The 26,706-nt window shown below is 71.6% G+C and carries 24 protein-coding genes and 1 pseudogene; 10 read left to right on the top strand and 15 right to left on the bottom strand.

Annotated elements, in window-relative coordinates; translation table 11 throughout:
• The first annotated feature begins 13 nt into the window (after positions 1-13).
• Both OG622_RS43825 and OG622_RS43820 read left to right on the top strand, forming a co-directional pair.
• On the top strand, positions 14-922 hold the full coding sequence (locus OG622_RS43825) for a LysR substrate-binding domain-containing protein (protein WP_371582511.1): 909 nt from the start codon (positions 14-16) through the stop codon (positions 920-922).
• Positions 923-1,202: 280 nt separating this feature from the next.
• Entirely contained in the window at positions 1,203-2,069 is an 867-nt protein-coding gene (locus OG622_RS43820; RefSeq protein ID WP_371582509.1) for a 3-hydroxybutyryl-CoA dehydrogenase, read from the top strand.
• Between the two features lie 108 nt (positions 2,070-2,177).
• Here the strand turns inward: OG622_RS43820 and OG622_RS43815 are convergent, their stop codons facing one another.
• The 5 genes from OG622_RS43815 to OG622_RS43795 all read right to left on the bottom strand — a co-directional run bounded on the left by OG622_RS43815 (position 2,178) and on the right by OG622_RS43795 (position 7,048).
• Entirely contained in the window at positions 2,178-3,143 is a 966-nt protein-coding gene (locus OG622_RS43815) for an electron transfer flavoprotein subunit alpha/FixB family protein (protein WP_371582508.1), read from the bottom strand.
• A gap of 26 nt (positions 3,144-3,169) precedes the next feature.
• Positions 3,170-3,970 (bottom strand): electron transfer flavoprotein subunit beta, encoded by an 801-nt coding sequence (locus tag OG622_RS43810; RefSeq protein WP_371582506.1) that lies wholly within the window; start codon positions 3,968-3,970, stop codon positions 3,170-3,172.
• A 20-nt stretch (positions 3,971-3,990) separates the two neighbouring features.
• Complete coding sequence (locus OG622_RS43805; protein WP_371582504.1) at positions 3,991-5,172, bottom strand: acyl-CoA dehydrogenase family protein; 1,182 nt, start codon at positions 5,170-5,172, stop codon at positions 3,991-3,993.
• Positions 5,173-5,285: 113 nt separating this feature from the next.
• Positions 5,286-6,545, bottom strand: a complete 1,260-nt coding sequence (locus OG622_RS43800; protein WP_371582502.1) for a CaiB/BaiF CoA transferase family protein — start codon at positions 6,543-6,545, stop codon at positions 5,286-5,288.
• Positions 6,546-6,607: 62 nt separating this feature from the next.
• Positions 6,608-7,048: a zinc ribbon domain-containing protein gene (locus tag OG622_RS43795; protein ID WP_371582500.1), complete on the bottom strand. Its 441-nt coding sequence runs from the start codon at positions 7,046-7,048 to the stop codon at positions 6,608-6,610.
• 764 nt (positions 7,049-7,812) lie between these two features.
• On the opposite strand from OG622_RS43795, the gene OG622_RS43790 reads away from it, so the two are divergent.
• Together OG622_RS43790 and OG622_RS43785 are read left to right on the top strand one after the other, a co-directional pair.
• Positions 7,813-8,502 (top strand): DUF485 domain-containing protein, encoded by a 690-nt coding sequence (locus OG622_RS43790; protein WP_371582498.1) that lies wholly within the window; start codon positions 7,813-7,815, stop codon positions 8,500-8,502.
• Entirely contained in the window at positions 8,499-10,103 is a 1,605-nt protein-coding gene (locus tag OG622_RS43785) for a cation acetate symporter (RefSeq protein ID WP_371582496.1), read from the top strand. The genes OG622_RS43790 and OG622_RS43785 overlap by 4 nt, the downstream gene beginning before the upstream one ends.
• A gap of 463 nt (positions 10,104-10,566) precedes the next feature.
• On the opposite strand, the gene OG622_RS43780 is transcribed toward OG622_RS43785, so the two are convergent.
• On the bottom strand, positions 10,567-11,244 hold the full coding sequence (locus tag OG622_RS43780) for a uracil-DNA glycosylase (RefSeq protein WP_371582495.1): 678 nt from the start codon (positions 11,242-11,244) through the stop codon (positions 10,567-10,569).
• Positions 11,245-11,470: 226 nt separating this feature from the next.
• Here OG622_RS43780 and OG622_RS43775 point away from each other — a divergent pair.
• From OG622_RS43775 to OG622_RS43765, 3 genes and pseudogenes are all read left to right on the top strand, one after another.
• Positions 11,471-11,578: pseudogene (locus OG622_RS43775) on the top strand (uracil-DNA glycosylase); the annotation flags it as partial.
• Positions 11,579-11,607: 29 nt separating this feature from the next.
• Positions 11,608-12,585 carry an N-acetylglucosamine kinase gene (locus OG622_RS43770; protein WP_371582493.1) on the top strand — a complete coding sequence of 326 codons (978 nt, stop codon included), beginning with the start codon at positions 11,608-11,610 and terminating at the stop codon, positions 12,583-12,585.
• Positions 12,586-12,778: 193 nt separating this feature from the next.
• Complete coding sequence (locus OG622_RS43765) at positions 12,779-13,702, top strand: sirohydrochlorin chelatase (RefSeq protein WP_371582491.1); 924 nt, start codon at positions 12,779-12,781, stop codon at positions 13,700-13,702.
• A gap of 105 nt (positions 13,703-13,807) precedes the next feature.
• On the opposite strand, the gene OG622_RS43760 is transcribed toward OG622_RS43765, so the two are convergent.
• Together OG622_RS43760 and OG622_RS43755 are read right to left on the bottom strand one after the other, a co-directional pair.
• Complete coding sequence (locus OG622_RS43760) at positions 13,808-14,866, bottom strand: lactonase family protein (protein ID WP_371582490.1); 1,059 nt, start codon at positions 14,864-14,866, stop codon at positions 13,808-13,810.
• Positions 14,867-14,916: 50 nt separating this feature from the next.
• The gene (locus OG622_RS43755) at positions 14,917-16,416 is read right to left on the bottom strand and encodes an FUSC family protein (RefSeq protein WP_371584410.1); all 1,500 of its coding nucleotides are present in this window, start codon (positions 16,414-16,416) and stop codon (positions 14,917-14,919) included.
• Positions 16,417-16,676: 260 nt separating this feature from the next.
• On the opposite strand from OG622_RS43755, the gene OG622_RS43750 reads away from it, so the two are divergent.
• A complete protein-coding gene (locus tag OG622_RS43750; RefSeq protein ID WP_371582489.1) occupies positions 16,677-17,153 on the top strand; it encodes an Lrp/AsnC family transcriptional regulator in 477 nt (158 codons plus the stop codon).
• 188 nt (positions 17,154-17,341) lie between these two features.
• Here the strand turns inward: OG622_RS43750 and paaE are convergent, their stop codons facing one another.
• The 5 genes from paaE to paaA are packed head-to-tail and all read right to left on the bottom strand — an operon-like array spanning position 17,342 to position 21,215.
• Positions 17,342-18,541, bottom strand: coding sequence for a 1,2-phenylacetyl-CoA epoxidase subunit PaaE (gene paaE / locus OG622_RS43745; RefSeq protein ID WP_371582488.1), 1,200 nt, complete (start codon positions 18,539-18,541; stop codon positions 17,342-17,344).
• Positions 18,541-19,050 (bottom strand): 1,2-phenylacetyl-CoA epoxidase subunit PaaD, encoded by a 510-nt coding sequence (gene paaD / locus OG622_RS43740; RefSeq protein WP_371582487.1) that lies wholly within the window; start codon positions 19,048-19,050, stop codon positions 18,541-18,543. Before paaD ends, paaE begins: the two co-directional genes overlap by 1 nt.
• Positions 19,044-19,871 (bottom strand): 1,2-phenylacetyl-CoA epoxidase subunit PaaC, encoded by an 828-nt coding sequence (gene paaC / locus OG622_RS43735; protein WP_371582485.1) that lies wholly within the window; start codon positions 19,869-19,871, stop codon positions 19,044-19,046. Before paaC ends, paaD begins: the two co-directional genes overlap by 7 nt.
• Before the next feature lie 10 nt (positions 19,872-19,881).
• Positions 19,882-20,214, bottom strand: coding sequence for a 1,2-phenylacetyl-CoA epoxidase subunit PaaB (gene paaB / locus OG622_RS43730; protein ID WP_371582483.1), 333 nt, complete (start codon positions 20,212-20,214; stop codon positions 19,882-19,884).
• Positions 20,211-21,215, bottom strand: coding sequence for a 1,2-phenylacetyl-CoA epoxidase subunit PaaA (gene paaA / locus OG622_RS43725; RefSeq protein ID WP_371582482.1), 1,005 nt, complete (start codon positions 21,213-21,215; stop codon positions 20,211-20,213). Before paaA ends, paaB begins: the two co-directional genes overlap by 4 nt.
• A gap of 196 nt (positions 21,216-21,411) precedes the next feature.
• Between paaA and paaK the strand changes: the two genes are divergently transcribed.
• Positions 21,412-22,731 carry a phenylacetate--CoA ligase PaaK gene (paaK, locus tag OG622_RS43720; protein ID WP_371582481.1) on the top strand — a complete coding sequence of 440 codons (1,320 nt, stop codon included), beginning with the start codon at positions 21,412-21,414 and terminating at the stop codon, positions 22,729-22,731.
• A gap of 54 nt (positions 22,732-22,785) precedes the next feature.
• Here the strand turns inward: paaK and OG622_RS43715 are convergent, their stop codons facing one another.
• Together OG622_RS43715 and OG622_RS43710 are read right to left on the bottom strand one after the other, a co-directional pair.
• Entirely contained in the window at positions 22,786-24,357 is a 1,572-nt protein-coding gene (locus OG622_RS43715; protein WP_371582480.1) for an amidohydrolase, read from the bottom strand.
• Positions 24,358-24,407: 50 nt separating this feature from the next.
• Complete coding sequence (locus OG622_RS43710) at positions 24,408-25,883, bottom strand: APC family permease (RefSeq protein ID WP_371582479.1); 1,476 nt, start codon at positions 25,881-25,883, stop codon at positions 24,408-24,410.
• 145 nt (positions 25,884-26,028) lie between these two features.
• On the opposite strand from OG622_RS43710, the gene OG622_RS43705 reads away from it, so the two are divergent.
• Positions 26,029-26,646: a TetR/AcrR family transcriptional regulator gene (locus OG622_RS43705; protein WP_371582477.1), complete on the top strand. Its 618-nt coding sequence runs from the start codon at positions 26,029-26,031 to the stop codon at positions 26,644-26,646.
• The last annotated feature ends 60 nt before the right edge of the window (positions 26,647-26,706 follow it).

The following is a 26,706-nucleotide window of genomic DNA, read 5'->3' as shown; positions in this document are numbered from 1 at the left end:
GACGGAGGAGCCGGTGGAACTGCGCTGGCTGGAATCGTTCGTCACCGTCGCGGAGGAACTGCATTTCGCGCGGGCGTCGGACCGCTTGCATCTCGCTCCCTCGGCACTCAGCGCCCAGATCAGGGCGCTGGAGACGCACCTGGGCGTCCGCCTGATCGACCGCGGACGACGCACCCGCCCGGCGCTGACCAGCGCCGGGCAGCTGTTCCTCGAAGAGGCGCGGCTGACCCTCGCCCAGGTCGCGCGGGCCGAGGCCGTGGGCCGACGTGCCGGTCGCGGGGAGCTGGGGCACGCCCAGATCGCGTACGTCGCCTCGGCCGCGTTCTCCGGAGTGCTGACCGACGTCCTCACCCGCTGCGCGGCTCCAGGCACGCAACTCACCCTGCAGGTACGTGAGTTGGAGACACCGGCGCAGCTGGAGGCGTTGGCCTGCGGGGACATCGACGTCGGGTTCCTGCGCTGGAGGCCGGAGTATCCGCCCGAGGTCACGGCCACCTGTCTGCTCACCGAGGATGTCGTCCTGGCGCTGCCGGCCGACGCACCGCTGGCGGCGTACGAGGCGGTACCGGCGGCGAAGCTGCGCGACGAACAGTTCGTCGCCCCGCACTTCGACGAGGAGTACGGCTGCCGGGACCAGATCCTGGAGGTGGCGGAACGGGGCGGATTCAGCCCGCGGTGCGCTCCCCCGGTGCGGGACTTCATCGCGGCTCTGACACTGGTGGGAGGCGGTCTCGCGGTGGCCCTGGTCCCCGATTCGCTGCGCCGCGTGCAGATCCCTGGGGTGGCCTACCGCCCGCTGGCGGACGTACCGCTGACCACTCGACTGGTCGGTGCCTACCGCAAGGGCGAGACCTCGCCCGCCGTGCGCGGCGTGATCCGCCGTCTGCGGGAGGCGGCTGCCGCCACGGTCGCCTCCGGCTGAAGCCGCGGTGTCCCGGCCGGCGGTCGGCAAAGGGCGAGGTTCACGATCCGCGGCCTGTGCTGGATGCCTCGGACCACTCTCGCCCACCCCTGATCTTGTCGGCGTGGCTTCCTCGCCGCACCGTGGGCGGCAACGAACCGACGCATCTTTGTACGCGGGAAACGCACCGTCTGAGCAGGTCAGATGGGGTGCGACCGGCCTAGGCTCAACATTGCACCACAGAGCGTGGCAGCGTTTCCGTCGGCTGTCGCCGGACGGAGAAGGACAGACGGAGGAACGCATGACATCGATCAGGCACGTGGGCGTCGTCGGCGCCGGGCAGATGGGCCGGGGCATCACCGAGGCCTGCGCCCGGGCCGGCCTGCGCGTCACCTTGTGCGACGTGACGGAGGACAGGGCACGCGCCGGTCTGGCCGGCGTGGCGGACTCCCTGCTCAAGGCCGAGAAGCGCGGCGCCATCACCTCGGAGGCCCGCGCCCACGCGCTGGCCGGGGTATCAGTCACCGGCGATCTCTCCCGCCTGTCCGGCTCGGACCTGGTGATCGAGGCGGCCGTGGAGGACGAGGAGGCCAAGACGGCTCTGTTCCGGCAGCTGGACGAGGTGGTCACCGATCCGACCGCCGTGCTGGCCAGCAACACCTCCTCGATCCCCATCGCCCGGCTCGCGGCCGCGACCGGCCGACCCGAGTCGGTGGTCGGCCTGCACTTCTTCAACCCAGTCCCTGTCATGCCGCTGGTCGAGGTGATCCCCTCGCTGCACACCTCGAAGGCCACGGAACTGCGCGTGCGTGCCTTCGCCGACGAGACCCTGGGCAAGAAGACCATCGTCACGCAGGACCGCGCCGGCTTCGTGGTGAACTCCCTCCTGGTTCCCTACCTGTTGGCAGCAGTACGGATGGTCAGCTCCGGCACGGCGACGGCCGAGGACATCGACACAGGGATGACCGCCGGCTGCGCCCACCCCATGGGCCCGCTGCGCCTCGCCGACCTCATCGGTCTCGACACCGTGGCGGCGATAGGCGAGGCGCTGTACGAGGAGTACCGCGAACCGCTGTACGCGCCTCCCCCGCTGCTGCGCCGCATGGTCGAGTCGGGCCGGCTGGGCCGTAAGTCGGGACAGGGGTTCTTCAGCTACCAGGCGGCCTGAGCCGCCGAGAGGGCGTTTCTCGCTGAATGCCCGGCAGGGGCGGCCGTCGGCCGCCCCTGCCGGGCATTCAGCATTTGCTCTACAGCACGTTCCGGCTGCGCGGCACCCTCAACCGAGGGCGCGGCGGACGGCGACTTCCTGCGTGAGCCGGGGTGCCACTGCGAACAGGTCGCCCACCACGGCGTAGTCGGCGAGGTCGAGGATCGGTGCCTCCGGGTCCTTGTTGACCGCGACGATCGTCTTGGACGTCTGCATCCCGGCGAGGTGCTGGATCGCCCCGGAGATGCCCAGGGCGATGTACAGCTGAGGGGAGACGGACTTGCCGGTCTGCCCGACCTGGAACTGGTGCGGGTAGTAGCCGGCGTCCACCGCGGCACGCGAGGCGCCCACAGCGCCTCCGAAGGCGTCCGCCAGCTCCTCCACCACCTCGAAGCCGTCCGCTCCTCCGACACCACGGCCTCCGGAGACGACGACGACGGCTTCGGTGAGCCCGGGCCGGTCGCCCGCGGTTGCGGCGCGCCGGTCCGTGACACGGGCGGAGGTCGTGGGATCGACGGTCGGCAGGGTCAGTGTCCGCTCCACGGCCCCGCCGGGATTCTCCTCCGGCTCGAAGGCCCCTGGGCGCACGGTGACCACCGGCATGCCGCGGGTGACCTGGGAGCGCACGGTGTACGAGCCCCCGAAGACGATCTGAGTGACCACACCAGAGGCGTCCAGGTCGACCGCGTCGATGAGCAACCCGGCCTCCAGCCGCGCGGCCAGGCGCGCCGCCACCTCCCCGCCGTCCGTCGTCGCGGAAGCCAGCACGGCGGCGGGAGAGGTTTCACGCACCGCGAGCTCCAGGGCGTCCACGGCGGGCGTGACGAGGAACTCGGCCGCTTCGGTGGACTCCGCCGCGTGGACGCTCACGGCGCCGTAACGGGCGAGGGACTTGCTGAGGCGCGCCGTCGTGCCGGGAGTGCCCACGACGACGGCGGCCGGGTCTCCCAGCCGCCGCGCGGCAGCCAGGAGTTCATATGTTGATTTGTTGACACGTTCCCCGTCGTGGTCGACGAGTACGAGGACATCGGGCATGGGGCCTGTTTTCCTGTTCGGGCGGTTCAGACGAGCTTCTGGGCGATCAGGTACACGGCGAGCTGTCGGCCGGCCGAGCCGTCGTCCGTGACGCGGGTTCCGGCTGACCGTGGGGGACGCGGGACGGCTTCCAGCACACGGGTGCGCGTCACGAGGAATCCGGCATCGTCGGCGTCGGGAAACAGGTCGTCGAGGTCGACCGTGTCCACCGGCTTCTTCTTGGCGGCCATGATCCCCTTGAACGAGGGGTAGCGCGGCTCGTTGATCTTCTCGGTGACGCTGACCAGCGCGGGCAGCGGTGCTTCCAGCGTCGCCTCGCCGTTCTCGGTCTCGCGCTCGGCGCGCACCCGCCCTGCGTCCACATCGAGCTTCCGGACGTGGGTCACCTGCGGCAGGGCGAGCAGGTCCGCGACGACGGCCGGGACCGCGCTCGCCCGACCGTCGGTGGTCGTGTCGCCGGCGAGGACCAGGTCGACGTCCTCCACCGTCCGCACGGCGGCCGCCAGAACCTTCGCGGTGGTCAGTACGTCCGCGCCGCGCAGGCGGTCGTCGCAGATGTGGATGCCCCGGTCGGCGCCCATCGCCAGGACCTTGCGGATGGCTTCGAGCGCGGAGTCGGGTCCCATGGAGACGACGGTGATGTGGGCGTCCGTCGTCTCCTTCATCGTCTCCTTCAGACTCAGGGCCTCTTCGGCGGCGCGCTCGTTGATCTCGTCCAGGACCAGGTCGGCGTCCTCCCGGTCGAGGCGGTGGTCGGTCTGGGACAGGGTGCGTTCGGCCCCGGTGTCCGGGACCTGCTTGACGAGTACCACGATGTTCACGGGCATCTTCCCTCAGCCTTCGGCGGTCAGCGGAACGCCGCCTGGCCGGTGAGCGCCTGCCCGACGACCAGGGTGTGCATCTCACTGGTGCCTTCGTAGGTCAGGACGGACTCCAGGTTGTTGGCGTGGCGCAGCGGCGAGTACTCCAGGGAGATGCCGTTGGCTCCGAGGATGGTGCGGCACTCCCGTGCGATGGCGATCGCTTCGCGGACGTTGTTGAGCTTGCCGACGCTGATCTGCTCGGGCCTGATGCGGTGCTGGTCCTTGAGCCGGCCGAGGTGGATGGCGAGCAGTGCGGCGTTGCCCACGGAGACACTCATGTCGGTGAGCTTCTTCTGGGTGAGTTGGAAGGCGCTGATCGGCTTGTCGAACTGCACGCGGGAGTCGGCGTACTCGATGGCCGCCTGGATGGAGTCGCGGGCCGCGCCGACCGCGCCGAACAGGATGCCGAAGCGGGCCTCGTTCAGGCAGGACAGCGGTCCGCGCAGGCCCTGGGCGAGCGGCAGTCGCGCCGCGTCGGGCAGCCGTACGTTGTCGAAGTACAGCTCCGAGGTGATCGAGGCGCGCAGGGACATCTTCTGCTTGATGTCCTGCGTGGTGAAGCCGGGCGTCCCGCGCGGGACGAGGAAGCCGCGGATGCCGTCCTCGGTCTGCGCCCAGACGGTGGCCACGTCGGCGATGCCGCCGTTGGTGATCCACATCTTGGAGCCGTTGAGGATCCAGTCTCCCCCACCGTCGCGGACGGCCCTGGTGCGCATCCCGGAGGGGTTGCTGCCGAAGTCGGGCTCGGTCAGGCCGAAGCAGCCGATCGCCTCACCGGCGGCGAGCCGGGGCAGCCACTCCTGCTTCTGCTCCTCCGAACCCCACTTCCAGATGGAGAACATCGACAGCGAGCCCTGCACGGACACGAAGCTGCGGAATCCGGAGTCCGCCGCCTCCAGCTCCAGGCAGGCGAGGCCGTAGCTGACCGCGTTCGTCCCGGCGCAGCCATACCCTTCCAGGTGCATGCCGAGCACACCCAATTTGCCTAGTTCCGGGGCGAGTTCGCGCGCGAAGTGCGCGTTCTCGAACCACTCGCCGATGTGCGGGCGCACCCGGTCGGCGAGGAACTTGGCGACGGTGGCCTGGATCTCGCGTTCCTCACTGGTGAGGGTGGAGGAGAGGTCGAGCAGGTCGAGGGGGTCCTTCATCGGCTTGGCGCCGCTCATCGTGAGCTCCTGGGGTTTCTGTCGATCGGTTCGGATGAGCCGATCGAGTCGGTAGTGGCGATCAGTTCGGTCGTGGTGATCGGTACGGTCGTGGTGCCTGCCGCCGGGAGCGGTCAGCCGACCGCTTCGTTCGGCGCGGAGGCGTGGTCGTGGCCGGAAGGGCGGTGCAGAATCTCCGCGGTGTGCTGGCCCAGGCGCGGTGGCGGCAGTCGGTACCGCGCGGGTGTGCCGCTCAGTGCGATGGGACTGGCGACCTGGCGGAAGGGTCTGCCCTCTGCCCGGTCCACTCCGTCGGCGGACGCGGCGGGGATGTCGACGATGCCGGGGAGGCCGAGCCGCTGGGCGAAGGCGAACGCCTCGTCGAGGGTGTTGACCGCTCCGGCGGGCACCCCCGCGGCCAGCAGGACGGCCGACCAGTGGTCGGCGCCGGCGGCGCCCAGCCGCCGCGTCAGGATGTCCCGCAGTTCGGCGCGGTGGGCGACCCGGTCGGCATTCGTGCGGAAGCGGTCGTCGAGCGCGAGACCGGGATCCCCGACGAGGTCGGCGAGCGCCCCGAACTGCCGGTCGTTGCCCACCGCGATGGCGATCGAACGGTCGGCGGTGGGGAAGGTCTCGTACGGGGCGATGCTCGGATGCGCGTTGCCCATACGCCCCGGAACCACACCGGCGACCGCGTACGCCGACGCCTGGTTGACCATGGCCGACAGCAGTGAGGTGAGGAGGTTCACCTCCACGTGCTGTCCCTCCCCGGTGGCGTCCCGGTGCCGGAGGGCCGCGAGGATGCCCAGCGAGGCGTGCAGGCCGGTGATCACATCGACCAGAGCCACACCCGCCTTCACCGGCTCCCCGGCCGCGTCCCCGGTCACGCTCATCAGCCCGCCGACGGCCTGTACGAGCAGGTCGTATCCGGGGATCGCCGCGCCCGCACCGCTACCGAAACCGCTGATCGAGCAGTAGACCAACTCCGGGTGCCGGGCTCGGAGTTCGCGATGTCCGAGCCCGAGCCGTTCCATCGTGCCGGGACGGAAGTTCTCCACCACCACGTCGGATTCGGCGACCAGGGCGCGGGCCCGTTCGAGGCCGGCGTCGGTCGTGAGGTCCAGGACGACGGACCGCTTGTTCCGGTTGACGCTCAGGAAATAGGTGGAGGTGCCGTCGTGGTCCGCCGGAGGGTGCCAGGCCCGGGTGTCGTCCCCGATGCCCGGCCGTTCGACCTTCACCACGTCCGCCCCGAGGTCGGCGAGGAGCATGGTGGCGTAGGGCCCCGCGAGAACCCGGGAGAAGTCGGCGATCCGCAGACCCTCCAGCGCGCCGCGCCCCGCTCCCCCGACAGTGTCGGCCGATCCGTCCGGCGCATGGTGCTGGGTGCTCACGCACCCTCCTCTCCTGTCGTCCAGCCTTCGCTCGCTCGTGGCTTCGTCCCAGCCGTTTCCCGTCACCACCGACGCTCCGAAGTCGGCGGGCGGGTGGGTTCGACGACGGGAAGTCCCTGACCGAGGGGAGCGACAGTCCGTACGACACTCACCCTCGACCCGACCGCGACCAACGCCGTGCCGGTGGCCTGGCAGAGCAGGTTGAAGCCCTCGTTCATCGCGACGAACCACGTGTTGTGCGGGACCTGGCCGTGGCGGCGGACGACAACCCCGGCGCCCTCGCTGCGTTCCCGTTGGAAGGCCATGGCCCCGCAGGCACGGCAGAACGAGCGGCGGTAGGCCGGAGTGCCGCACCAGAGGCAGCGCTGGAAGAACAACTCGCCGCGGTCCGCCGGTGTGTTCGGCTTGGCGGGCGCGGTCGTGGCGGGCGCGGTCGTGGCGGTGACAGCCGCTTCGTGGTCTTCGCTGAGTTCGGTGTCTTCAAGGGTGCCTGTCTGGAACATCACGGCCTCCTGCACGCAGTTCGGTGACCGGAAACGGGAGATCGGAATCCGATCTGGCTCCACCACCCTGGCCCTGCCGTGGACCGCCGGTCAACGACGAGCTGACGCATCTTTGTGCGCGGAACGCGTCCCGTTCCCCGAGGTCAGAACCGTCTTCCAGGCGCTACTCTCACAGCGGGCCCCGACGACCCGACAGCCCGGGAAGGCACCCCCGCGGGGACGAACCCGCGCTCAGAGCAGAGCCCTCCAGCAGCGAGCTCGACGACGAGCGCTCCCGCACATCGGGGTACTTGTCGCGCCACGCCTGCGCGACGAGCGCGCGGAGCACGGCGCCGATCGGCGCCGGCTGCAGGTCCGCGGCGACGTGCCGAACCGAGCCGAAGGCTCAACTCCCCGCGTCCCCGCACAGCGGCCTTCACAGGAGTCGCCGGCTCTCGATGACCAGGCTCGGCACAGCGGCTGAACGCAATGTACGCAAGTACCTCGAATCGTTGCCGCTCGCGACCTTGTCGGCCCGACAGCCACTGCGGCACGGTGGGGGCCGATGAAGCAAGGACGCCGGTAGGGCCCGGGACGGCTCGGTCGGCGAACCGTGTGCATGGTTCCTGGGCGGGCCCGCTCGGTCCGTTTCGGTCCCGTTCCTTGCCGAGTGTCTTCGTCATTGACGTCGGCCCCTCATATGCGGGCCGAGAGAAGCCGTACGGCCACAAGCCTTCGTACGACGTGCTCTCCACATCCGCGCCACTTCGTATCGAGGACGACTTATGGATTCCCGCGATCTTTTTCCTGATCAGGACCCTCCCGAGGCTGCCGCGCTCTATCTCAGCGCTCTCGACCACGAAGACGATTACTCCGCCGTGGAGTTGCGGCAGGCGATCTCCCGCACCCATACGGTCTTCGGCCGACCGGCCGAACTCGCGGAGCTGTACCGGCAGTCCATGCAGGGGGCCGATACGTCCGAGCACGATGTCCGGACGAGACGAAGATCCTGGGCCGTTCGCACGGCCCGGCACCTGGGCCTGGACGACGGCCGGCCCGTCGCCGTCCCGGCTCCGGCGTGGGCGACCTGGGACGAGTCGGTCACGGCCTCGTCCGAGATATCCCCGCGCATGCTCATGCCGACCCCGTCCCAGCAGACGGACCCGGAGTTCCACCCCGACTCCAGGCAGACCACCGCGCTGCGTGAACTGCGTGCCGCGCGCCGCCGCCCGGCCCGGGTGGCCGCCGCCGTCGTCGCGGCCCAGATGGCCGGCGTGATCCTGGCCAACGAGGCACCCGGTGTGATGGCGATCGCCTGGGCCGGCCCACTCAACGTCGGACTCACGCTGGTCCTGGCGCAAGTGGCGTTCACCGGCTGGGCGGTCCTGTGGTACGCACGGTATGCGAAAAGCCATCTTGAGCCCCTGGTCAAGCGTCATCGCACGCTCTTCCCGCACCTGGAGAGCCACCGGTGAACTCCGTCCTCGCACTCTCCGACTCCGGTGGCGCTTTCCCCCTTCTCACCGTTTTCGGCCTCTGTGTCGTCTGTACCCTGCTCCTTTCGATCGGGTCGATCCTCCCCGAGAAGCACGAACTGAGCGGCTTCTACCTCGGTCAGCGGCGACTGCCGTCCTTCGTCAACGGGCTGGCCATCTTCGGCAGTTACATGTCCGCGGCAGGCATGCTGGGCAATCCCGGTCTGATCGCCCTCACCGGCTACGACGGGATCGCCTACGTGCTGGCGCCGATGGTCGCCTGGTCCGTACTGGTGCTGGTGGTCGCCGAGCCCTATCACAGCACCTCACGGTTCACCATCGGCGACTCCCTCGCCCTGCGGCTGCAGGCCCGACCCGCTCACCTGGCGGCAGGCATCACGAGCGTGGTCGTCTGCCTGCTGTACCTGACCGCCCAGCTCGTCGGTGCCGGAGCGCTCGCGGCGACAGTCCTGGGCATCGACGGAGACGGCGCCCAGCGGGTCGTTGTGGCCGGCCTCGGTCTTCTGATGGTCCTTTACGTCGTCATCGGCGGCATGCGTGCCGCGACCCTGGTCCAGAGCATCAAAGCCGTAGTACTGCTCGCCACAGGTCTGTTCGTCGTACTGGCGGTTCTGTCGGAGTTCGACTGGAGCCCGGCACGCCTGCTGGATGCCGCCGTCCTTCACAGCGGCCTGGGTGGCTCCTTCCTGGAACCCGGCATCCGCTTCCACGACCGCACCAACAAGATCGACTCGGTCAGTCTGCAACTGGCGTTCGTGCTGGGAGCGGCCGCACTACCGCACGTCCTGATGCGTATCGGAACGGTCTCCAGCGGACGCAGAGCCCGCAAGTCGGCAGGGTGGGCGGCCTGCCTGGTCATCGTCTTCACTCTGTTCGAGGTGGTGACGGGCCTGGGCTCCGCGGCGCTGATCGGCTCGCAGACCATCAAGGAGAATGCCGCCTCCGGCAACACGGCCGTACTCCTGACAGCCGAGCGCCTGGGCGGGCCCTTCCTGCTCACCGTGATCGCCTGCGTCGCGTTCGTCACGATCGTGGCTGTCGTCGCCGCTCTCACCCTCACCGCGGCTGCGGCCCTGGCCCACGACGTCTACGGTGCGACGATCATGCGGGGCAGAGCGTCCGAGAAGAGCGAACTCGTCGTGGCGCGGCTGGGCGTCGGGCTGATCGGTGTGGCGGCGATCGCCCTTTCCATGCTCGCCCAGCATCTCAACATCGCCTTCCTGGTCAGCCTCGCGTTCGCCATCGCGGCCTCCGCGATCCTGCCCGCGCTGCTGTTCAACCTGTGGTGGAAGGGTTTCACGACCAAGGGAGCGGTCTGGAGCATGTACGGCGGCCTGCTTGTCGCCCTACTGCTCACGGCACTGTCCCCAGCTGTCTCAGGGAACGCGACGGCACTGCTGCCTGACATGGACTTCGCGGTGTTTCCCTTGAGGAACCCCGGTCTCATCTCCATTCCTGTGGGGTTCCTGCTCGCCTGGACCGGCTCGGTACTCGACCGGCGTGAGCGGGGCGGGGCGGACTACACGGAAACCGAAATCCGCGTTCTCACCGGAACAGGCACCGGCCGTCACGACGGCTGACCCGGTAGACGGGCCGGCCCCCGCGTCGCCTCCGGCCGAGCGGGGCCGGCCAACCACCGCTTCCGCTCGGCGAGTTCACGGTCCTCCACCCGTATCTTCTCCGCCCGCGGGACCGTGGTGGACGACGAGTCGAGGGCGGCGCGGGCTGCGAACCCTGAGCTCACGCGGGCGCTGAGCGCAGCGCCCGGACGCGGGAGCGCGCCGTCCCCATGATCACGAGATACCTTCTGCCCGGCGGGCACCGGCGGGCATGCTGATGGGTCCGGCAGACCGTGGAATCGGCGTTCGCCTCCCGCGCGATCAAGCCCGCAGCATCGGCCCTGGCCCGCAGCGCAGTCCAGAGGTCCCAGCCCACACGCCCTCGCGCTGCCGGCGTCGAACCGCCATCCGAAAGATCCCCACGCCCCGCCCCGAGATCATCACGCCACGGAGCGGAGCCAGGAGGTCACTTCCAAAAACGCGGCTAAGGCAGACGCCACTCGACCGGCTGGGCGCCCTGGCGGACCAACAGGTCGTTGGCGCGGCTGAACGGGCGCGAGCCGAAGAAACCACGGTCCGCCGACATGGGGGACGGATGGGCCGACTCGATGGCAGGAAGATCACCCAGCAGCGGACGCAGATTACGCGCGTCACGTCCCCACAGAATGGACACCAGCGGCTTACCACGCGCCGCCAACGCACGGATCGCCTGCTCGGTGACCTCTTCCCAGCCCTTGCCCCGGTGCGCGGCCGGCTTGCGCGGGGCCGTGGTGAGCGCCCTGTTGAGCAGCAGCACCCCCTGCTCGGTCCACGGTGTCAGATCCCCGTTCGACGGCCTGGTCAGCCCCAAGTCGGAGTGCAACTCCCGGAAGATGTTCTCCAGACTGCCCGGCAGCGAACGCACCTCGGGCGCCACCGCGAAACTCAGTCCTACGGCCATCCCCGGCGTCGGGTAGGGGTCCTGACCGACGATCAGGACGCGGACGTCGTCGAAGGGCTGCTGGAAGGCCCGCAGGACATTCGCTCCGGATGGAAGGTAGGTCCGGCCGGCCGCTATCTCGGCCCGGAGGAAGTCGCCCATCGCAGCGATACGTTCGGCCGCAGGTTCAAGAGCCTTCGCCCAGCCCGCTTCAACAAGTTCATACAAGGGTCGTGGTGCCACGGCGCGTCACTCTACTGGCACGCACCGCCCCCCGGCACAAGCACAGACGCCCTCACACGCGGACGCCGCTCTGCCGCTACTCTTCCTCCTCATCAAGATCTTCGAGCCCGTCGAGCAGATCACCCAGCCGGTCACCGGGAAGGAGGGGAGCTTGTTCCGTCCAGGGGTCAAGCCACTCCGTCAAGGCCGTCATGCTCCGTCAGCCCCTCACCCTCGACACCCGGAGCCCGGAACTCCCGCGCACCGGGGCAAGGGCTGGGAGGAGGTCACCGAGCAGGCGATACGAGCGCAGGCCGCGCGTGGCCGCCGCCCGGTGCCCATCCTGAGGGGCCAGGCCGGCGCTCCCGTGGACTGGCGTCTGCCGTGACCGGCGGCGAGCCCCCCGTCGTGCTCGCCGTGGACTCCGGTGGCTCCGGACTGCGGGCGGTGCTGGCCCGGGGCACCGAGGCGCTGGGCGAGCCGGTCGCGTCCGGGGAGCCGGTGCGGACCGGTGCGCGCGGTATCGACGCCGGGCATCTGCTGGAGCGGTTGCTGCCGATGGCGCGGCGGTTGCTCGACGACGCCGGCTGCGGCCGTCCCGTCGCGGTGGCCGTCGGGGGCGCCGGGTTCGCGACGCTCGGCGAGCAGGTGCGCGCCGAGCTGCCGTCGGCACTGACGCGCGAGTTGGGGGTGCGGCGGGTCGCGCTGGTGGCCGACGCTGTCGCCGCGTACACCGGCGCCCTCGGTGTGCGGGCGGGCGCGGTGATCGCCGCCGGTACGGGGCTGATCGCGATCGGCACGGATCTGGAGAGCTGGCGTCGGGCGGACGGCTGGGGCCATCTGCTCGGGGACTGCGGCGGCGGGGCGTGGATCGGGCGGGCGGGGCTGGAGGCGGCGCTGCGGGCGTACGACGGGCGGACCGGTGGTTCGGCCCGGCTGCTGGCGCGCGCCGAGGAGGTGTTCGGCCCGATGGACGGGCTGCCCGGCAGGCTCTACCCGAGGCCGGACCGCCCGGCGGTCCTCGCGTCCTTCGCTCCCGAGGTGGCGGCCCACGCCGAGGGCGACCCGGTGGCGGCGGACATCCTGCGGGAGGCCGCCCGGCACATGGCCGACGCGGCGGTCGCCGTCTGCCCGGCCTCGGGCGAGCCCCGAGTGGCCCTGACCGGCGGCCTGTTCAAACTGGGCGGCCCGCTGCTCGTCCCCTTGGAGACCGAGTTGGCGAAGCGGCTGCCGCACGCGCCGCGGGTGACTGCGGAAGGGGATCCGCTGGTCGGTGCCGTGCGTATCGCGGCCGCGCTGGCGGGTGACGGACTCGCATTGCCGTACGACGAGCGGATGTTGTACGTGGTGGCCGAAAAATAGTACCTGAAACAGGGAGCATTCCAGCCTGTCGGACAAACAGCACCGTGCACCCCCAAGAGCACCCCTCAGCAGATAAATGCGGTGTTGATCGGCTCTGATCGACCCGTAACTCATCAGACAAATCAGGACGGATACCGCTCACCTGCACCCTCCCCGAACAGGGGAGCCCAAGAAGCCAGTAACATGCGGCGCCATGAGCTCCCCCACTGGGCCCGCGTCCGGCCTGCCAGTACGAATGCCGCGACCCCGCCAGCCCGGGCGGCACCGCCGTCCGGAGCCCCTGGCGGCTCCCGAGGGCGCGCCCGCGCTCGTCCTCGCGGTGCCCGGCAAGCCCAGCGCCGCCACGCGCAGCCTCGCCGAGGAGGTCGTGAGCATCGCGCGCTCCGAGCTGCCCGGCCTCGACGCCCGCATCGGCTACGTCGACGGTGGAGCCGACGAGTTCCCCACACTGCAGTCGGTGCTCACGCGCGCCGCCGAGGAGCGCACCGCCCGTTACGAGCAGGCGCGCGCCGCCGGCCTGGACGTCAAGCGGCCCGAAGGCCTCGTCGCCGTCGTCGTGCCCATGCTGGCCGGTCCGGACAGCGCCACGTTGCGCCAGGTCCGCCAGGCCGTCATGGAGAGCCGGATCGCGGCCGAGCTGACCGATGTCCTCGGCCCGCACCCGCTGCTCGCCGAGGCGCTGCACGTGCGCCTGTCCGAGGCCGGTCTGGCGCGTGCCGACCGGGCCCGGCTGTTCACCGTCGCCACCGCCGCGGACGGCATCGTCCTCGCCACCGTGGGCGGCGAGGAGGCCGTGCAGGCGGCCGGGATCACGGGCATGCTGCTGGCCGCGCGGCTCGCCGTGCCGGTGATGGCCGCCGCGCTCGACCAGGAGGGATCGATCACCTCCGTGGCCGAGCAGCTGCGCTCCTCGGGCTCGCAGCAGCTGGCGCTCGCGCCGTACCTGATAGGGCCGGAGATCGACGCCGGTCTGCTCGACGCCGCCGCGAAGGAGGCGGGCTGCTCCGCCGCCGAGGCGCTCGGCCCCTACCCGGCGATCGGCAAGCTGGCGCTCGGCAAGTACACCACCGCGCTCGGCATCGCGCCGCAGCAGCCGCAGGGCCTGCCGGTGCGCTGAGTCCGGTGCACCGATCCCGGACCGCGACCCGTACGGCCGAGGGCCCGCTCCTCTCGCCGGAACGGGCCCTCGGCCGTACGCGCACCGGTGTCCTCGCGGGCTCTCTCAGACGTCCAGGACGACGCAGGAGGCCGCGGGTGCCTCGATCGAGCCGCCGCGTACCGGCACGCCCGTGTCCGGGTCGACGGTGAACCAGGTGACGTCGCCGGAACGTTCGTTGGCCACGTACAGCGTCCCGGCCGCGTACGTGAGGGCGCGCGGCCAGTGGCCGCCGCAGGGCACGGTCGTCACCAGGCGCAGTCCGGCGTCCTCGACGGCGAGCACGGAGAGGACGTCCGTGCCGCGGGTGGCCGTCCACGCGAATCGGCCGTCGGGGGACACGACGACGCCCGAGGGATACGCGTCGCCCTCTGGGGCTCCCGGAAGCACCGAGGTCTCTCCCAGCGCCTCCAGTGGGCCCTCAGGGGCGTTCCAGCGGCACACGGTGACCGTGGGGGCGAGTTCGTTCAGCACATAGACGTACGATCCGTCCGTTTCGCCCGGTTGGAAGGCGAGGTGGCGCGGCCCCGAGCCCGGCCGCAGCGCCGTCTCGCGGCGCACGACGGGGACGCCGTTCTCCAGTGCGCACACCCGCACCGAGTCCGTGCCCAGGTCGACCCCCAGGAAGCGGTGATCACCGGGGGCGGGCAGTACCTGGTGGGCGTGCGGCTGTCCCGGGCGGCTTGGGCCGGACGCCGATCCGGCATGCCGGAGCGTGCCGGACGCGCGGGCCGCGAGGGTGCCGTCGGGGCGCAGGGGGACGGCGGTGACGCTGCCCGAGCCGTAGTCGGCGGTCAGTACATGGCCGGCGTGCAGACAGAGGTGCGTGGGGCCGTCGCCGACCGCGACCGGGGGCCCGGTCAACTCGGGCTTGTCCCCCGTCACCCGATAGGCGGCCACCGCTCCGTCGGGCCGCTCGCTGACCGCGTAGAGAATGTCCCCGTCCGGGGAGAGAGCGAGGCAGGACGGGTCGGGGACGTCGTCCGCGCCGCCGAGGACGGTCAGGGCGCCGCTCTCCTCGTCCACCGCGGCGACGAGGACGCCGAGGCCGCCCGCCGACGTGAACGACCCGATGTAGGCCCGCCGTTGCCGCCGTCCGTCCGCTGCCCGAGCCGCTGTCGTCACTGCCGTCCCCTCCCGCTCGTCTGTCGTGCGGGCGAACAGTAGCAGCAGGTCTAGACCAAAGTCTGTACGAGGGAGGAGCCGCGCAGGGGCTGGGCGAGGTCCGCGAGGGCGCGTTCCAGACCGTGGAGGTGCGCGAGGGCCTGTTCCGCGCCGGGGTGGTGGCCGGGGCGCGGGGTGCCGGCGTGCGCCGGGGCGGGTCGCTCGGGCACGGCGCCGACCAGCGCTTCGACGGCCGACTCGACGCGGCGGCAGGCGGCGGTGAGACGGGCGTCGTGGGAGGCGTCCGGGTCTGCGGCGACGGCGGCGAGCCCGCGGGCCTCCCGGGCGCAGTCGTCGAGCAGGGCGAGGATCCGGCGGGCCCGTTCCTTGCGCGGGCGCAGCGGGTTCAGCGGGTGGACCAGGGGCGCGACAGACAGCCGCACGCGCCCGAGGAGTGCCTCCAGCTCCGCCACACGCGGTGCCGGGTCCGCGGCCTCGTCTCCCGCCAGGCGCCGGGCCGCTGTCGCGGTGCAGCCGTGCACCGCGCGCAGGGCCCGCCGCACCCACCGGTCGGTGACGGCGTGCGTGGTGACCGGCAGGATCAGCGCCACGGCGAGCGCGGCCCCGAGCGCGCCGACCCCGGTCTGTGCCAGGCGGAGGCCGAGCAGCGCCGGATCCAGGACGCCGAGGAGGCCGTAGAGCAGGCCCGCCATGACGGTGACGCAGAGCATCATCCAGGAGTACGACACGGCGGCCGTGTAGAAGATGCCGAACACGCAGACGGCGACCAGTGCGGCGGTGGGGGCCGGGGCGCCGTGCAGGGGGACGGCGACCAGGAGGCCGACGAGGATGCCGGTGACCGTACCGAGGACGCGCCGGAAGCCGCGGACCAGGGTCTCGCCGCGCGAGGTGGTGTTCACGAAGATCCACCATGCGGTGCCGACGGCCCAGTACCAGCGTTCCTGCGAGAGGACCTGGCCCGCGGCCATCGCGAAGGCACAGGCGGCGCTCGCCTGGAAGGCCTGGCGGGTGGTGGACCGGGCCAGTCCGCGACCGTCGGCCGGGGCGGGGGCCGCCGTCGGCGGGAAGCGTCGCTCGATGCGCCAGCCGCCGAAGCGCACGGCCGAGGCGACGGCCAGCGACAGGGTCATCGCCGTGTACAGCTCGGGCAGTTGGCCGGGGACGGCGTGCAGGAACTGGGTGACGAAGAAGGTCATGAACGCGAAGATGCCGAGCGCGTGGCCGCGTGGGCCCCAGCGGCGGGCGTGGACGCCGCAGAAGATCACGGCGAGCCAGACCGCGTCGCGCAGCATCGGCACGTCGTGCAGCAGCGTCGCGAGGGCCAGGACCGGGAAGCCCGCGGCGGGCAGCAGCGCGGTGGTGACCGCCTGGCCGCGCACTGTCGGATCAGCGACCGTGAACAGTGCGAGGAGCGCCGTGAGCCCGCCCGTGATCGAGGCGGTCAGCGACAGCCCCGCCAGCTCCGACACGGTCACCGCGAGGCCGATGCCGAGCACCGCCCGCAGCGCGATCCGCAGCCTCAGCAGCCCCGGGTCCGGAGCCATGAACATCCTCTTCACCGCCGGCCGCCCGCCCCTCTCCAGTCCGGTTCCCGCCGATGCGGGCACGACCACCCGCACGGCATGGGCCGTCACGGCATGGAAAGGCGCCGCGGGCACGGACCGGCCTCATTGCCGTCCTGCGCTGCGCGGCGCCATCGGTGGTCATCAGGAAAGCATCAGAGCGTCGGTGGCTCAACCCGTGTCCGGTTGACTGGGCCATTGGTACAGTTTTTTGTGATCACCGCAGGACAGAGGGAGGCCAACGGACCATGGCCGTGGACGAGCTCGACACCCGCATTCTGCGGCTGCTCCTGGACCAGCCGCGCACCAGCGTGCGGGAGTACGCCCGCATCCTCGGCGTCGCCCGGGGCACCCTCCAGGCCCGCCTCGACCGGCTGGAACGGGACGGTGTGATCACCGGCACGAGCCCTTCGCTCTCCCCCGCCGCGCTCGGCCACCCGGTGCTCGCCTTCGTGCACATCGAGGTGACCCAGGGGCACCTCGACGACGTGGGGGACGCGCTGGCGGCCGTACCGGAGATCATCGAGGCGTTCTCGATCACGGGCGGCGGCGATCTTCTGACCCGGGTCGTGGCCCGGGACAACGCGCATCTGGAGGACGTGATCCAGGTGCTCATCAGCCTGCCGGGCGTCGTGCGCACGCGCACCGAGGTGGCCCTGCGGGAGCGGGTGCCCTACCGGCTGTCGCCGTTGGTGCAGTCGGTCGGCCGCGCGGCGCAGAAGTGATCACTGACCGAGCTGGTCGACGAGTTGAACCGTCGCCGTCCGAGCGGGCTCGCGTCTGCACCCGGTCTTCCCGGAGATGCGGAGGTTCGTGGAGCTGCTCGCGGCCCGTGGACCGTGGTGTCGGCGGAGCGGTCGACCGCGGCGGGCCGGCGCCCGACGATCCGGCCCAACCCTGCGGGCATCGGCCCTCACGTGTCGTAGTCGACCGTCAAGGCTTCCGAGACCGGGAACGACTGGCAGGTCAGAACATATCCCGCGTCGATCTCGGCCGGTTCGAGGGCGAAGTTGCGGCGCATGTCGGCCTTGCCGTCGGTGACCAGGGCCCGGCAGGTGCCGCAGACACCGCCCTTGCAGGCGAAGGGCAGGTCGGGGCGCGTGCGTTGGGCGCCGTCGAGGATGCTGCGCTCGCGGGAGAGCGCGGCGGTGGTGGAGCGGCCGTCAAGGGTGACGGTGACCTCGCTGACGGGTCCCTCGGCCGCCGCCTCCTCGTGCCGGGTCTCGCGTACGGGCTCGTCGTCGGCGTGGAACAGCTCCTGGTGGACGCGGTCGATCGGCACCCCGAGTCCGGCCAGGACCCGCTGGGCGTCGCGGACCATGCCGTGCGGGCCGCACAGCCACCAGTGGTCCGCCGTGTCGACGTCGACCAGGGAGCCGACGAGCGTGGAGAGGCGATCTGCGTCGAGGCGGCCCGACAGCACCTCGGCCTCGCGGGGTTCGCGGGACAGGACGTGGGCGAGCTGGAAGCGGGCCGGGTACAGGTCCTTCAGGTCGGCCAGTTCGTCGGCGAACATCACCGTGCCGCTGCGGCGGTTGCCGTAGAAGAGGGTCACGGTCGAACGCGCGTCGGCGGCCAGTACCGACTCGGCGATGGAGACCATGGGCGTGATGCCGGAGCCCGCCGCGATGAGCACGTGGTGGCCGGGGGCGGCGAGGTCAGGGGTGAAGAACCCGGTGGGGCCCATGACCTCGACGGTGTCGCCGGGCCGTACATCGTTGACGAGCCACGACGAGAACAGCCCGCCCGGCACGACCCGCACACCGATCCGCGGCGTCGAACCGTCCGGCGAGCAGATGGAGTACGACCGCCGCTCGTCGCGTCCGTCGATGTCCCGCCGCAACGTCAACGACTGGCCGGGCGCGAACGCGAACTCCTCCGCCAGCTCCGCCGGAATCTCGAACCCGACGGCGACGGCGTCCTCGCAGAGCGGCTGCACGGAGGCGACCCGCAGGGCGTGGAAGACCGGACGGCGGCGGGTACGGGGGCGTACCACCGGGGTGACGGAACCGGCCGAGGCAGGCGCGCCGGAAGCAGCCGGGGGCGCGGCACCCGCCGGGCCCCCGGGCTCCACCCGCAGGCCTCCCGTCGGTTCTTCCTTGAGGCCTTCCATCAGATCTCCTTGACGTGCTCGAACGGCTCGCGGCAGGCGCGGCAGCGCCACAGGGACTTGCAGGACGTGGCGGCGAAGCGGGAGGTCTCCTCGGTGTCCGCCGAGCCGCAGAGGGGGCAGGCGACCGACCGTCGGATGGGTGACAGCAGGAGGGGGACCGGGCCCCGGGGTGCCGTGCCGGGTGGGGCGATGCCGTGTTCCGTCAGCTTGCGGCGGCCCGTGTCGGTGATCCAGTCGGTGGTCCACGGCGGGTACAGGACCGTGCGGATCTCCACCCGCGCGTAGCCGACGGCGCGCAGCCGGGCCGCCACGTCGGCGCGCATCTCGGCCATGGCGGGGCAGCCGGAGTAGGTCGGGGTCAGACTCGCGACCACCGTGCCGTCCTCGGTCAGCTCGACGTCCCGCAGGACACCGAGGTCGGCGAGGGTCAGCATGGGCAGCTCGGGGTCCGGCACCTGCTCGGCGATGTGCCGGGCGCGCCGCGCGTCGAGCAGAAGGGTGGTCACCATGTCGCCTCCGGATGGGCGCGGGCCACACTCTGCAACTCGGCGAGCAGCGGCGCCAGATGCTCGGTGTGGTCACCGGTGCGGCCCGCGCCCGACAGCGGCCGGTACACCGGCATCGGCAGCCCGGCCGCCTCGGTGACCTGACGGAGCACGGCGGCGACCTCGTCCCGTACGTCGCAGGCGGTGAACAACTCACCGAAGTACGGGGCCGCTTGCTCCATGGCCTTGCGGATCCGCCGGTGCGACTCCTCCGTGCCGTCGCCCAGCCGCACGGCCCATTCGGCGGCGTACTGCCGGTGGTACGTCAGCTCCTTGACCCCCTTGGCCGCGATCGCCGCGAGGACCGGGTCGGGGTGCGTGACCAGCCGCTCGAAGTGCGCGAGACGCCAGCTGGACAGCACGAGCAGCCGGACGATCGAGAACGCGAAGTCGCCGCCGGGGAGTTCGGCGAGGCGGACGTTGCGGAAGTCTTCGGCGTCGCGGAAGTAGGCGTACGCGTCCTCGCCGCGCCCGGTTCCGTCGGCCTGCCCGGCGCGGGAGTACAGCAGGCGGGCCTGCCCCAGGAGGTCGAGGCCGATGTTGGCGAGGGCGACCTCCTCCTCCAGTTCGGGTGCGCGGGTGGTCCACTCGGCGAGCCGCTGGGCGCTGACCAGGGCGTCGTCGCCGAGGGCCACGCAGACCGAGGCCAGTTCACCGGCGTCCACGCCCTCGGGCACCGTGGTGTCCACGCCGTGCAGCGGGTCCTCGAAGCCGGTGCCGTACGCCCAGCGGGCGTCGTCGTCGTGTCCCTCGGCGAGGGACAGGTAGACGTGGTCGTCACTCATGCCCTGCTCCTCAGATGTGCGGGACGTCGTCGGGGATGTCGTAGAAGGTGGGGTGGCGGTACACCTTGTCGGCGCTGGGCTCGAAGAAGGGGTCCTTCTCGTCGCGTGTGGAGGCGGTGATGTGCTCGGAGCGCACCACCCACAGCGAGACGCCCTCGTTGCGGCGGGTGTAGAGGTCGCGGGCGTGGGTGAGGGCCATCCTGTCGTCGGCGGCGTGCAGCGAGCCCACATGGACGTGGTTCAGCCCGCGCTTGCCGCGCACGAAGACCTCGTACAGCGGCCAGTCGCCCTTGTCCGTGCGGGCCGTACCACCGTCGTTCGTACCGGTCGTGCCGCGGTTCATGCCGCCGTCCCCTTCCGGGCTCGCTCGCTCTGCCTGGCCGCGTGGGCGGTGGCCGCCTCCCGCACCCAGGCGCCCTCCTCGTGGGCGGTCCTTCGCCGTTCCATCCGCCGCTCGTTGCACGGCCCGTCGCCGGTGATCACGCGCTTCAGCTCGGCCCAGTCGGGAGTGCCGAAGTCGTGCCGGCCGCGCTCCTCGTTCCAGCGCAGCTCCGGGTCGGGGAGGGTGACGCCGAGCTTCTCGGCCTGCGGGACGGTCATGTCGACGAAGCGCTGCCGCAGCTCGTCGTTGGAGTGCCGCTTGATCTTCCAGGCCATGGACTGCGCGGAGTTGGGCGAGGCGTCGTCGGGCGGGCCGAACATCATCAGCGACGGCCACCACCAGCGGTTCACCGCGTCCTGGACCATCTCCCGCTGCGCCTGGGTGCCGCGCATCATCGTCAGCAGCAGTTCGTAGCCCTGCCGCTGGTGGAACGACTCCTCCTTGCAGATCCGCACCATCGCGCGCGCGTAGGGCCCGTACGAACTGCGGCACAGCGGCACCTGGTTGCAGATCGCCGCGCCGTCCACGAACCAGCCGATCACGCCTACGTCCGCGAAGCTCGCCGTCGGGTAGTTGAAGATCGACGAGTACTTCTGGCGGCCCTCGATCAGCCGCCGGGTCAGGTCGGCGCGGTCCGCGCCGAGGGTCTCCGCCGCCGAGTACAGGTAGAGGCCGTGGCCCGCCTCGTCCTGGACCTTGGCGAAGAGGATCGCCTTGCGGCGCAGCGAGGGCGCCCGGGTGATCCACTCGCCCTCCGGCTGCATGCCGATGATCTCCGAGTGCGCGTGCTGAGCGATCTGCCGGACGAGCGTCTTCCGGTAGCCCTCGGGCATCCAGTCGCGCGGCTCGATCCGCTGGTCCCGCGCGATCGTCGCGTCGAAGTGCTCCCGCAGCGCGTCCTCGGCGCCCGAGGTCTCCCCGGCGTCCGGGGACAACGCCCCGGCGGAGTCTGTCGTCGTCATCGATACCAGCTTCCCAACCGACCATTCGTTCGGTACCAGTGTGACGCGATTCGAGCGGACGGGCAAGACCCGCACGCCCCCCCTCCCGCGACCGGCGCCTTCTTGACAGGCGGCGACACCGCTGGATTACATGACGTGACAGACGGCAACCGAATGGTCGGTCGGCCCACTGGGTCGTGGGCACGAAGGAGTCGTGATGAGCAGCCTGGGCGAACCACTCCCCCACGACCTGCTGGACGACGGCGAGCGCCTTGCCCCGGAGCGGCTGCGGGAACTCCAACTCGCCCGGCTGCGGGCGACCTTGCGCCGCGCGTACGACCATGTGGAGCTGTACCGGAAGAAGTTCGACGCGGCCGGGGTCGGGCCCGAGGACTGCCGTTCCCTCGACGACCTGGCCCGGTTCCCGTTCACCACGAAGGCCGACCTGCGGGACACCTACCCCTTCGGCATGTTCGCCGTGCCCATGGCCGACGTACGACGTGTGCACGCCTCCAGCGGCACCACCGGGCGCCCCACGGTCGTCGGCTACACGGAGAACGACCTCTCCCTGTGGGCGGACGTGGTCGCCCGCTCGATCCGGGCCGCCGGTGGCCGCCGAGGGCACAAGGTGCACATCTCCTACGGCTACGGACTGTTCACCGGCGGCCTCGGCGCGCACTACGGGGCCGAGCGCGCCGGATGCACGGTGATCCCGGCCTCCGGCGGCATGACCGCCCGCCAGGTGCAGCTCATCCAGGACTTCCGCCCCGAGATCATCATGGTGACGCCGTCGTACATGCTCACGCTGCTCGACGAGTTCGAGAGGCAGGGCGTCGACGCGCGCTCGGCCTCCCTGCGGGTGGGCATCTTCGGGGCCGAACCGTGGACGGAGGAGATGCGCCGGGAGATCGAGGAGCGGGCGGGCCTCCACGCGGTCGACATCTACGGGCTTTCGGAGGTGATCGGCCCGGGTGTCGCGCAGGAGTGCGTGGAGACCAAGGACGGCCTGCACATCTGGGAGGACCACTTCTACCCCGAGGTCGTCGACCCGCTCACGGACGTCGTGCTGCCCGAGGGCGAGGAGGGCGAGATCGTCTTCACCTCCCTCACCAAGGAGGCCCTGCCGATCATCCGCTACCGCACCCGCGACCTGACCCGGCTGCTCCCCGGCACCGCCCGCCCCGCCTTCCGCCGGATGCGCAAGGTCACCGGCCGCTGCGACGACATGATCATCCTGCGCGGTGTGAACGTCTTCCCCAGCCAGATCGAGGAGATCGTGCTGCGCACACCCGCGGTGGCCCCGCACTTCCAGATCCAGCTGACCCGGCGGGGCCGCCTGGACCACATGACGGTCCGGGTCGAGTCCCGCCCCGGCACGGCCCCCGACCAGCTGGAGTCGGCCGCCACGACGATCACCCAGGCGGTCAAGGACAGTGTGGGCGTCACGGTCGAGGTCACGATCGTCGCCCCGGAGACCCTGGAACGCTCGGTCGGCAAACTCAAGCGGGTCAAGGACCTCCGCGACTCCCCGAGCTGACGGCTCCGGGCCAGGGGCCACAGCCGACGAGACGGCGCACGCCCCCCGTCTCCCTCAAAGCCCCCGGTGCACCACGTGTCCCCCCGTCACGGCAAGAAGCACCGGCGCATCGGCGACTTCATCCGCGGGGGCCTCCACCGGGTCGAGGCCCAAGGCCGTCAGATCAGCCCGCAGGCCGGGAGCGATACGACCGGAGACACCCGCCTCACCCGCCGCCAGCGCCGCGTGACTCGTGCAGCCCTCCAGCGCTTGCAACCCCGTGAGTCCTGCCCCGGACGACGCCGCCCCCCTCGGCTCCCTGGCCGTGGCCAGCACGCCCCGCGCGTCGTAGTGCGCGATGGGCCAGTCCGACCCGAGGGCGACGACCGCGCCGGCGTCCCGCAGATCGCGCAGCCGCCACGCCCGCGCCGCACGCTCCTCACCGAGCCGCACCGACCACTCGTCGGACAGGTCGGCCCGCGTGTACCGCGTGTGCGGCGGCTGCATGGAGGCGATGACCCCCACCTGCGCGAACCGCCCCACCAGTTCGTCCGGCACGGACTCGATGTGCTCCACGCGATGCGCGAGCCGCCCGCCGGGCCCCAACGAGGCGACCGTGTCGAGAACATGACGCACGGCCGCGTCCCCGATCGCGTGGGTCGCCGTACGCACCCCGGCCCGGTGCAGCTCTCGTACGGCGGAGCTGTACGCCGCCGGGTCGGGCCAGAAGGCGTCCGTGCCCTGGCCGTGGCAGTCGGGGTGGTCCAGCCACGCGGTGCCGCCCTCCACGGTGCCGTCCATGAAGAACTTCGCCCCGCCGACCTGCCAGTGCCGTCCACCCCTGCCCTGGAGCGCGACGAGTTCCGCGAGGTCGTCCGCGTCGGCGCCGGGCATGCACCAGGGCGCGAAGCGCAGCCGCAGCGGCAGTGCCGACTCCTCGGCGACGGCACCCACCAGGTCGAGGTCGCCGAGGTCCATGACATGGGCGCCGGTGAGGCCGGTGGCGGCCATCGCGCCCAGCAACCCGGCCAGCCGGGCGCGTCGATCGGCGTACGACGGCCGGGGCAGGACGGGCTGGAGCAGTTCCATCGCGGCGTGCTCGACGAGGTGGCCGGTCAGCCGTCCGTCGGCGTCGACAGCGATGTGCGAGCGCTGTGCGAAGGCACGCGGTCCGGTGATGCCGGCGGCCTTGAGCGCGGCCCCGCTGGCGAGGGCGGAGTGGCCGTCGTACAGGCGCAGGAAGGCGGGGGAGCCGTCCAGGACGTCCTCGACGAGGGCGCGGTCGACGGGCCGGCCGCCGAAGACGTTGTGGTCCAGGCCGTAGCCGATGACCCAGCCGTCGACGCGTTCTCCCGAGGTGAGCGCGGCGCGCAGTCCGTCCAGGTCGCGTACGCCGGTGAGGTCGGTCCCGGTGGCCAGGTCCAGGCCCCACACGGGGTGGCTGTGGCTGTCCACCAGGCCCGGCACCAGGCTGCCGCCGCCCAGATCCACGACCTCGGTGGCCGGTCCACGCCAGTCCCGTACGTCCGCGGCCTCACCGACGGCGGCGATCAGGCCGTCGCGTACGGCGACCGCCGTGGCGTACGGCCGCTCCGGGTCGAGGGTGCGGACGTGGGCGCCGGTGATGACGAGGTCGGCGGTGGACATGGAGAGGTCTCCTCCGGTGGTGGGGGGCGGCGGCGGTCGGCTGGGGCGGGTCAGTCGCCCGGTTCGGCCGGGGGTTCGGCGGCGAAGTTCGCGTAGACCCCGGGCCGGGCCCGGCGCAGCCACCAGGCGAGGGTGAGGCCGATGACGAGGACCGCCGGGGCGACGGCCGCGAGAAAGGTGTTGACCGCCGTGGATGCACCGGTGAACTGGTCGAGGTGGCTGACGACCAGGGCGATGGCGCCGGTCAGGAGCGCCGCCGCGACGACGGGGGCGACGACCGTGCGCACGGTGCCCTCGCTGTGGGTGACGCGCCGGAAGTAGAAGGGCACGGCGAGCGCGGCGAGCAGTTGCAGCAGCATCAGGGCGAGCATGCCGGGAGTGTTCACCCAGAGCAGCAGCTGCATGTACGGGTCGGCGCCGGCCGCGGCGAAGGCCAGGACGACGATCGCGCCGAGCACGGTCTGGGCGATGCCCGCGACGTACGGGGAGCGGTGGCGCGGGTGGACACGGGCCAGCACCTTGGGGAGGACCCCCTCCTCCGCGAGGGCGAGGCCGTAGCGGTTGATGGCGTTGTGGAAGGCGAGCAGGGAGGCGAGGACGCTGGTGACGATGAGGACGCGCATCAGGTCGGCCGCCCAGGGGCCGACGTAGGTCGTGATGGCGGAGAAGAACAGGTCGGTGGGGTTGGCGCCGGCCGCCGCGATGACCTGGGCGTCGCCGAAGGCCTGGATCACGGTCCACACGATGAAGGCGTAGAACAGGCCGAGGAAGCCGATGGCGAGGTAGGTGGCGCGGGGCACCGTGCGGGCCGGGTCGCGGGCCTCGCGGCGGTAGATGACGGTGGACTCGAAGCCGGTGAACGCGGCGAACGCGAAGGCCAGGACGGCCACCATGCCGGGGACCATGACGTTGTCCGGGGCGAAGGAGGCGAGGGAGAGGCCGTGGGCACCGCCCTTGATCAGCACTCCCCCGGCGAGCAGCACGAGGACGCCGGTCTCGGCGACGAGCAGGACGCCGAGGAGCTTGGCGCCGAAGTCGATGGACCGGAAGCCCGCGTAGCCGATGAGCAGCAGGCCCACGAGGGAGACGGGAAGCCAGGGGATGTCGGCGCCGAGCAGGGCGTGGGCGGTGTCCCGGGTGGCGCTGCCGAGGAGGCCGTAGACGCCGATCTCCATGGCGTTGTAGCCGATGAGCGCGAGGAGCGCGGCGCCGATGCCGGCCGGGCGGCCGAGGCCTCGGGTGATGTACGCGTAGAAGGCGCCGGCGCTGCGGACGTGGCGGCTCATGGTGGTGAAGCCGATGGCGAAGACGGCGAGCGTGAGGCCGGCGACGAGATAGCCGACGGGGGCGCCGATGCCGCCCATCAGGATGGCGAGCGGGGCGACGCCGGCCATGACGGTGAGCGGGGCGGCGGCGGAGACGACGAAGAACGCGATGTCGGTGGTGCCGAGCGAACCGGAGCGCAGGGAGGGCGCGGCGGCGTTGCCGGCAGGGGAGGCGGCGGTCGCGTCGGGGGTGACAGTCATGAGGGAAAGCCCTTCTGGCTGCGGGCAGGGACGAGGGTAGCGGGCCGTGCGGGATGACCTGAGCCCGTAAACCTAAAGGCTTTCGGTTTTCGCAATGTAGCCTTCACCTCGGACTGCTGGGAAGACCCCGGAGGGGACGGACACCATGGGACGGCCGCGCACACCCCTGCTCGACAGGGAGCGCATCACCACCACCGCGCTGGAACTCCTCGACGCGCAGGGCGAGTTCAGCGTGCCGCAGATCGCGCGGCGGCTCGGGGTGCAGACCGGCTCGGTGTACCACCACGTGGACGGCAGGGACGGCATCGTCGAACTGCTGCGCGAGCGGGTCGCGGAGGGCATCGACGTCTCCGCCCTGGACCTGCGCCCCTGGGACGAGGCCCTCGCCGCCTGGGCCCGCTCCTACCGCGCCGCCTTCGCGGCCCACCCCCGGGCCGTCCCGCTGCTGATGACCTCCCCGGTACGGGCGCCGCGCGTCCTCGAACAGTACGAGCGGGCCGTCACCCTGCTCCTCGACGCCGGTTTCCCCCTCCCGGACGTGATGCCGGTGCTGGTCGCCCTGGAGAACGTCGTCCTGGGCTCGGCCCTGGACCTCGCCGCCCCCGTCGCCATGTGGGAGATCACCGACGAGTCGGCCACGCCGCGCCTGGCCCGGGCGCTGGACGCGGCGGGCGACGGTCGCGCGGACGCCGCCTTCGAGTTCGCCCTCGCCGGCTTCCTCGCGCACGCGCGGCGCGGGCTGGAGGCGGCGGCGCAGGTGTAGCGGGACACGTTCGGGGCCGAGCGGCGTGCGGAACCCGGCGGCGTACGGAAAACTCCCGTG

Source organism: Streptomyces sp. NBC_01314 (assembly GCF_041435215.1).
Classification (GTDB): Bacteria; Actinomycetota; Actinomycetes; order Streptomycetales; family Streptomycetaceae; genus Streptomyces.
This window is presented reverse-complemented; position numbering and strand designations above follow the sequence as displayed.

Coding starts and splice junctions, on each gene's coding strand:
- OG622_RS43820 (WP_371582509.1), top strand. CDS start 1,203: ATGACATCGATCAGGCACGTGGGCGTCGTCGGCGCCGGGCAGATGGGC.
- OG622_RS43815 (WP_371582508.1), bottom strand. CDS start 3,143: ATGCCCGATGTCCTCGTACTCGTCGACCACGACGGGGAACGTGTCAAC.
- OG622_RS43810 (WP_371582506.1), bottom strand. CDS start 3,970: ATGCCCGTGAACATCGTGGTACTCGTCAAGCAGGTCCCGGACACCGGG.
- OG622_RS43805 (WP_371582504.1), bottom strand. CDS start 5,172: ATGAGCGGCGCCAAGCCGATGAAGGACCCCCTCGACCTGCTCGACCTC.
- OG622_RS43795 (WP_371582500.1), bottom strand. CDS start 7,048: ATGTTCCAGACAGGCACCCTTGAAGACACCGAACTCAGCGAAGACCAC.
- OG622_RS43790 (WP_371582498.1), top strand. CDS start 7,813: ATGGATTCCCGCGATCTTTTTCCTGATCAGGACCCTCCCGAGGCTGCC.
- OG622_RS43765 (WP_371582491.1), top strand. CDS start 12,779: ATGAGCTCCCCCACTGGGCCCGCGTCCGGCCTGCCAGTACGAATGCCG.
- OG622_RS43755 (WP_371584410.1), bottom strand. CDS start 16,416: ATGTTCATGGCTCCGGACCCGGGGCTGCTGAGGCTGCGGATCGCGCTG.
- OG622_RS43750 (WP_371582489.1), top strand. CDS start 16,677: ATGGCCGTGGACGAGCTCGACACCCGCATTCTGCGGCTGCTCCTGGAC.
- paaE (WP_371582488.1), bottom strand. CDS start 18,541: ATGGAAGGCCTCAAGGAAGAACCGACGGGAGGCCTGCGGGTGGAGCCC.
- paaD (WP_371582487.1), bottom strand. CDS start 19,050: ATGGTGACCACCCTTCTGCTCGACGCGCGGCGCGCCCGGCACATCGCC.
- paaC (WP_371582485.1), bottom strand. CDS start 19,871: ATGAGTGACGACCACGTCTACCTGTCCCTCGCCGAGGGACACGACGAC.
- paaB (WP_371582483.1), bottom strand. CDS start 20,214: ATGAACCGCGGCACGACCGGTACGAACGACGGTGGTACGGCCCGCACG.
- paaA (WP_371582482.1), bottom strand. CDS start 21,215: ATGACGACGACAGACTCCGCCGGGGCGTTGTCCCCGGACGCCGGGGAG.
- paaK (WP_371582481.1), top strand. CDS start 21,412: ATGAGCAGCCTGGGCGAACCACTCCCCCACGACCTGCTGGACGACGGC.
- OG622_RS43715 (WP_371582480.1), bottom strand. CDS start 24,357: ATGTCCACCGCCGACCTCGTCATCACCGGCGCCCACGTCCGCACCCTC.
- OG622_RS43710 (WP_371582479.1), bottom strand. CDS start 25,883: ATGACTGTCACCCCCGACGCGACCGCCGCCTCCCCTGCCGGCAACGCC.
- OG622_RS43705 (WP_371582477.1), top strand. CDS start 26,029: ATGGGACGGCCGCGCACACCCCTGCTCGACAGGGAGCGCATCACCACC.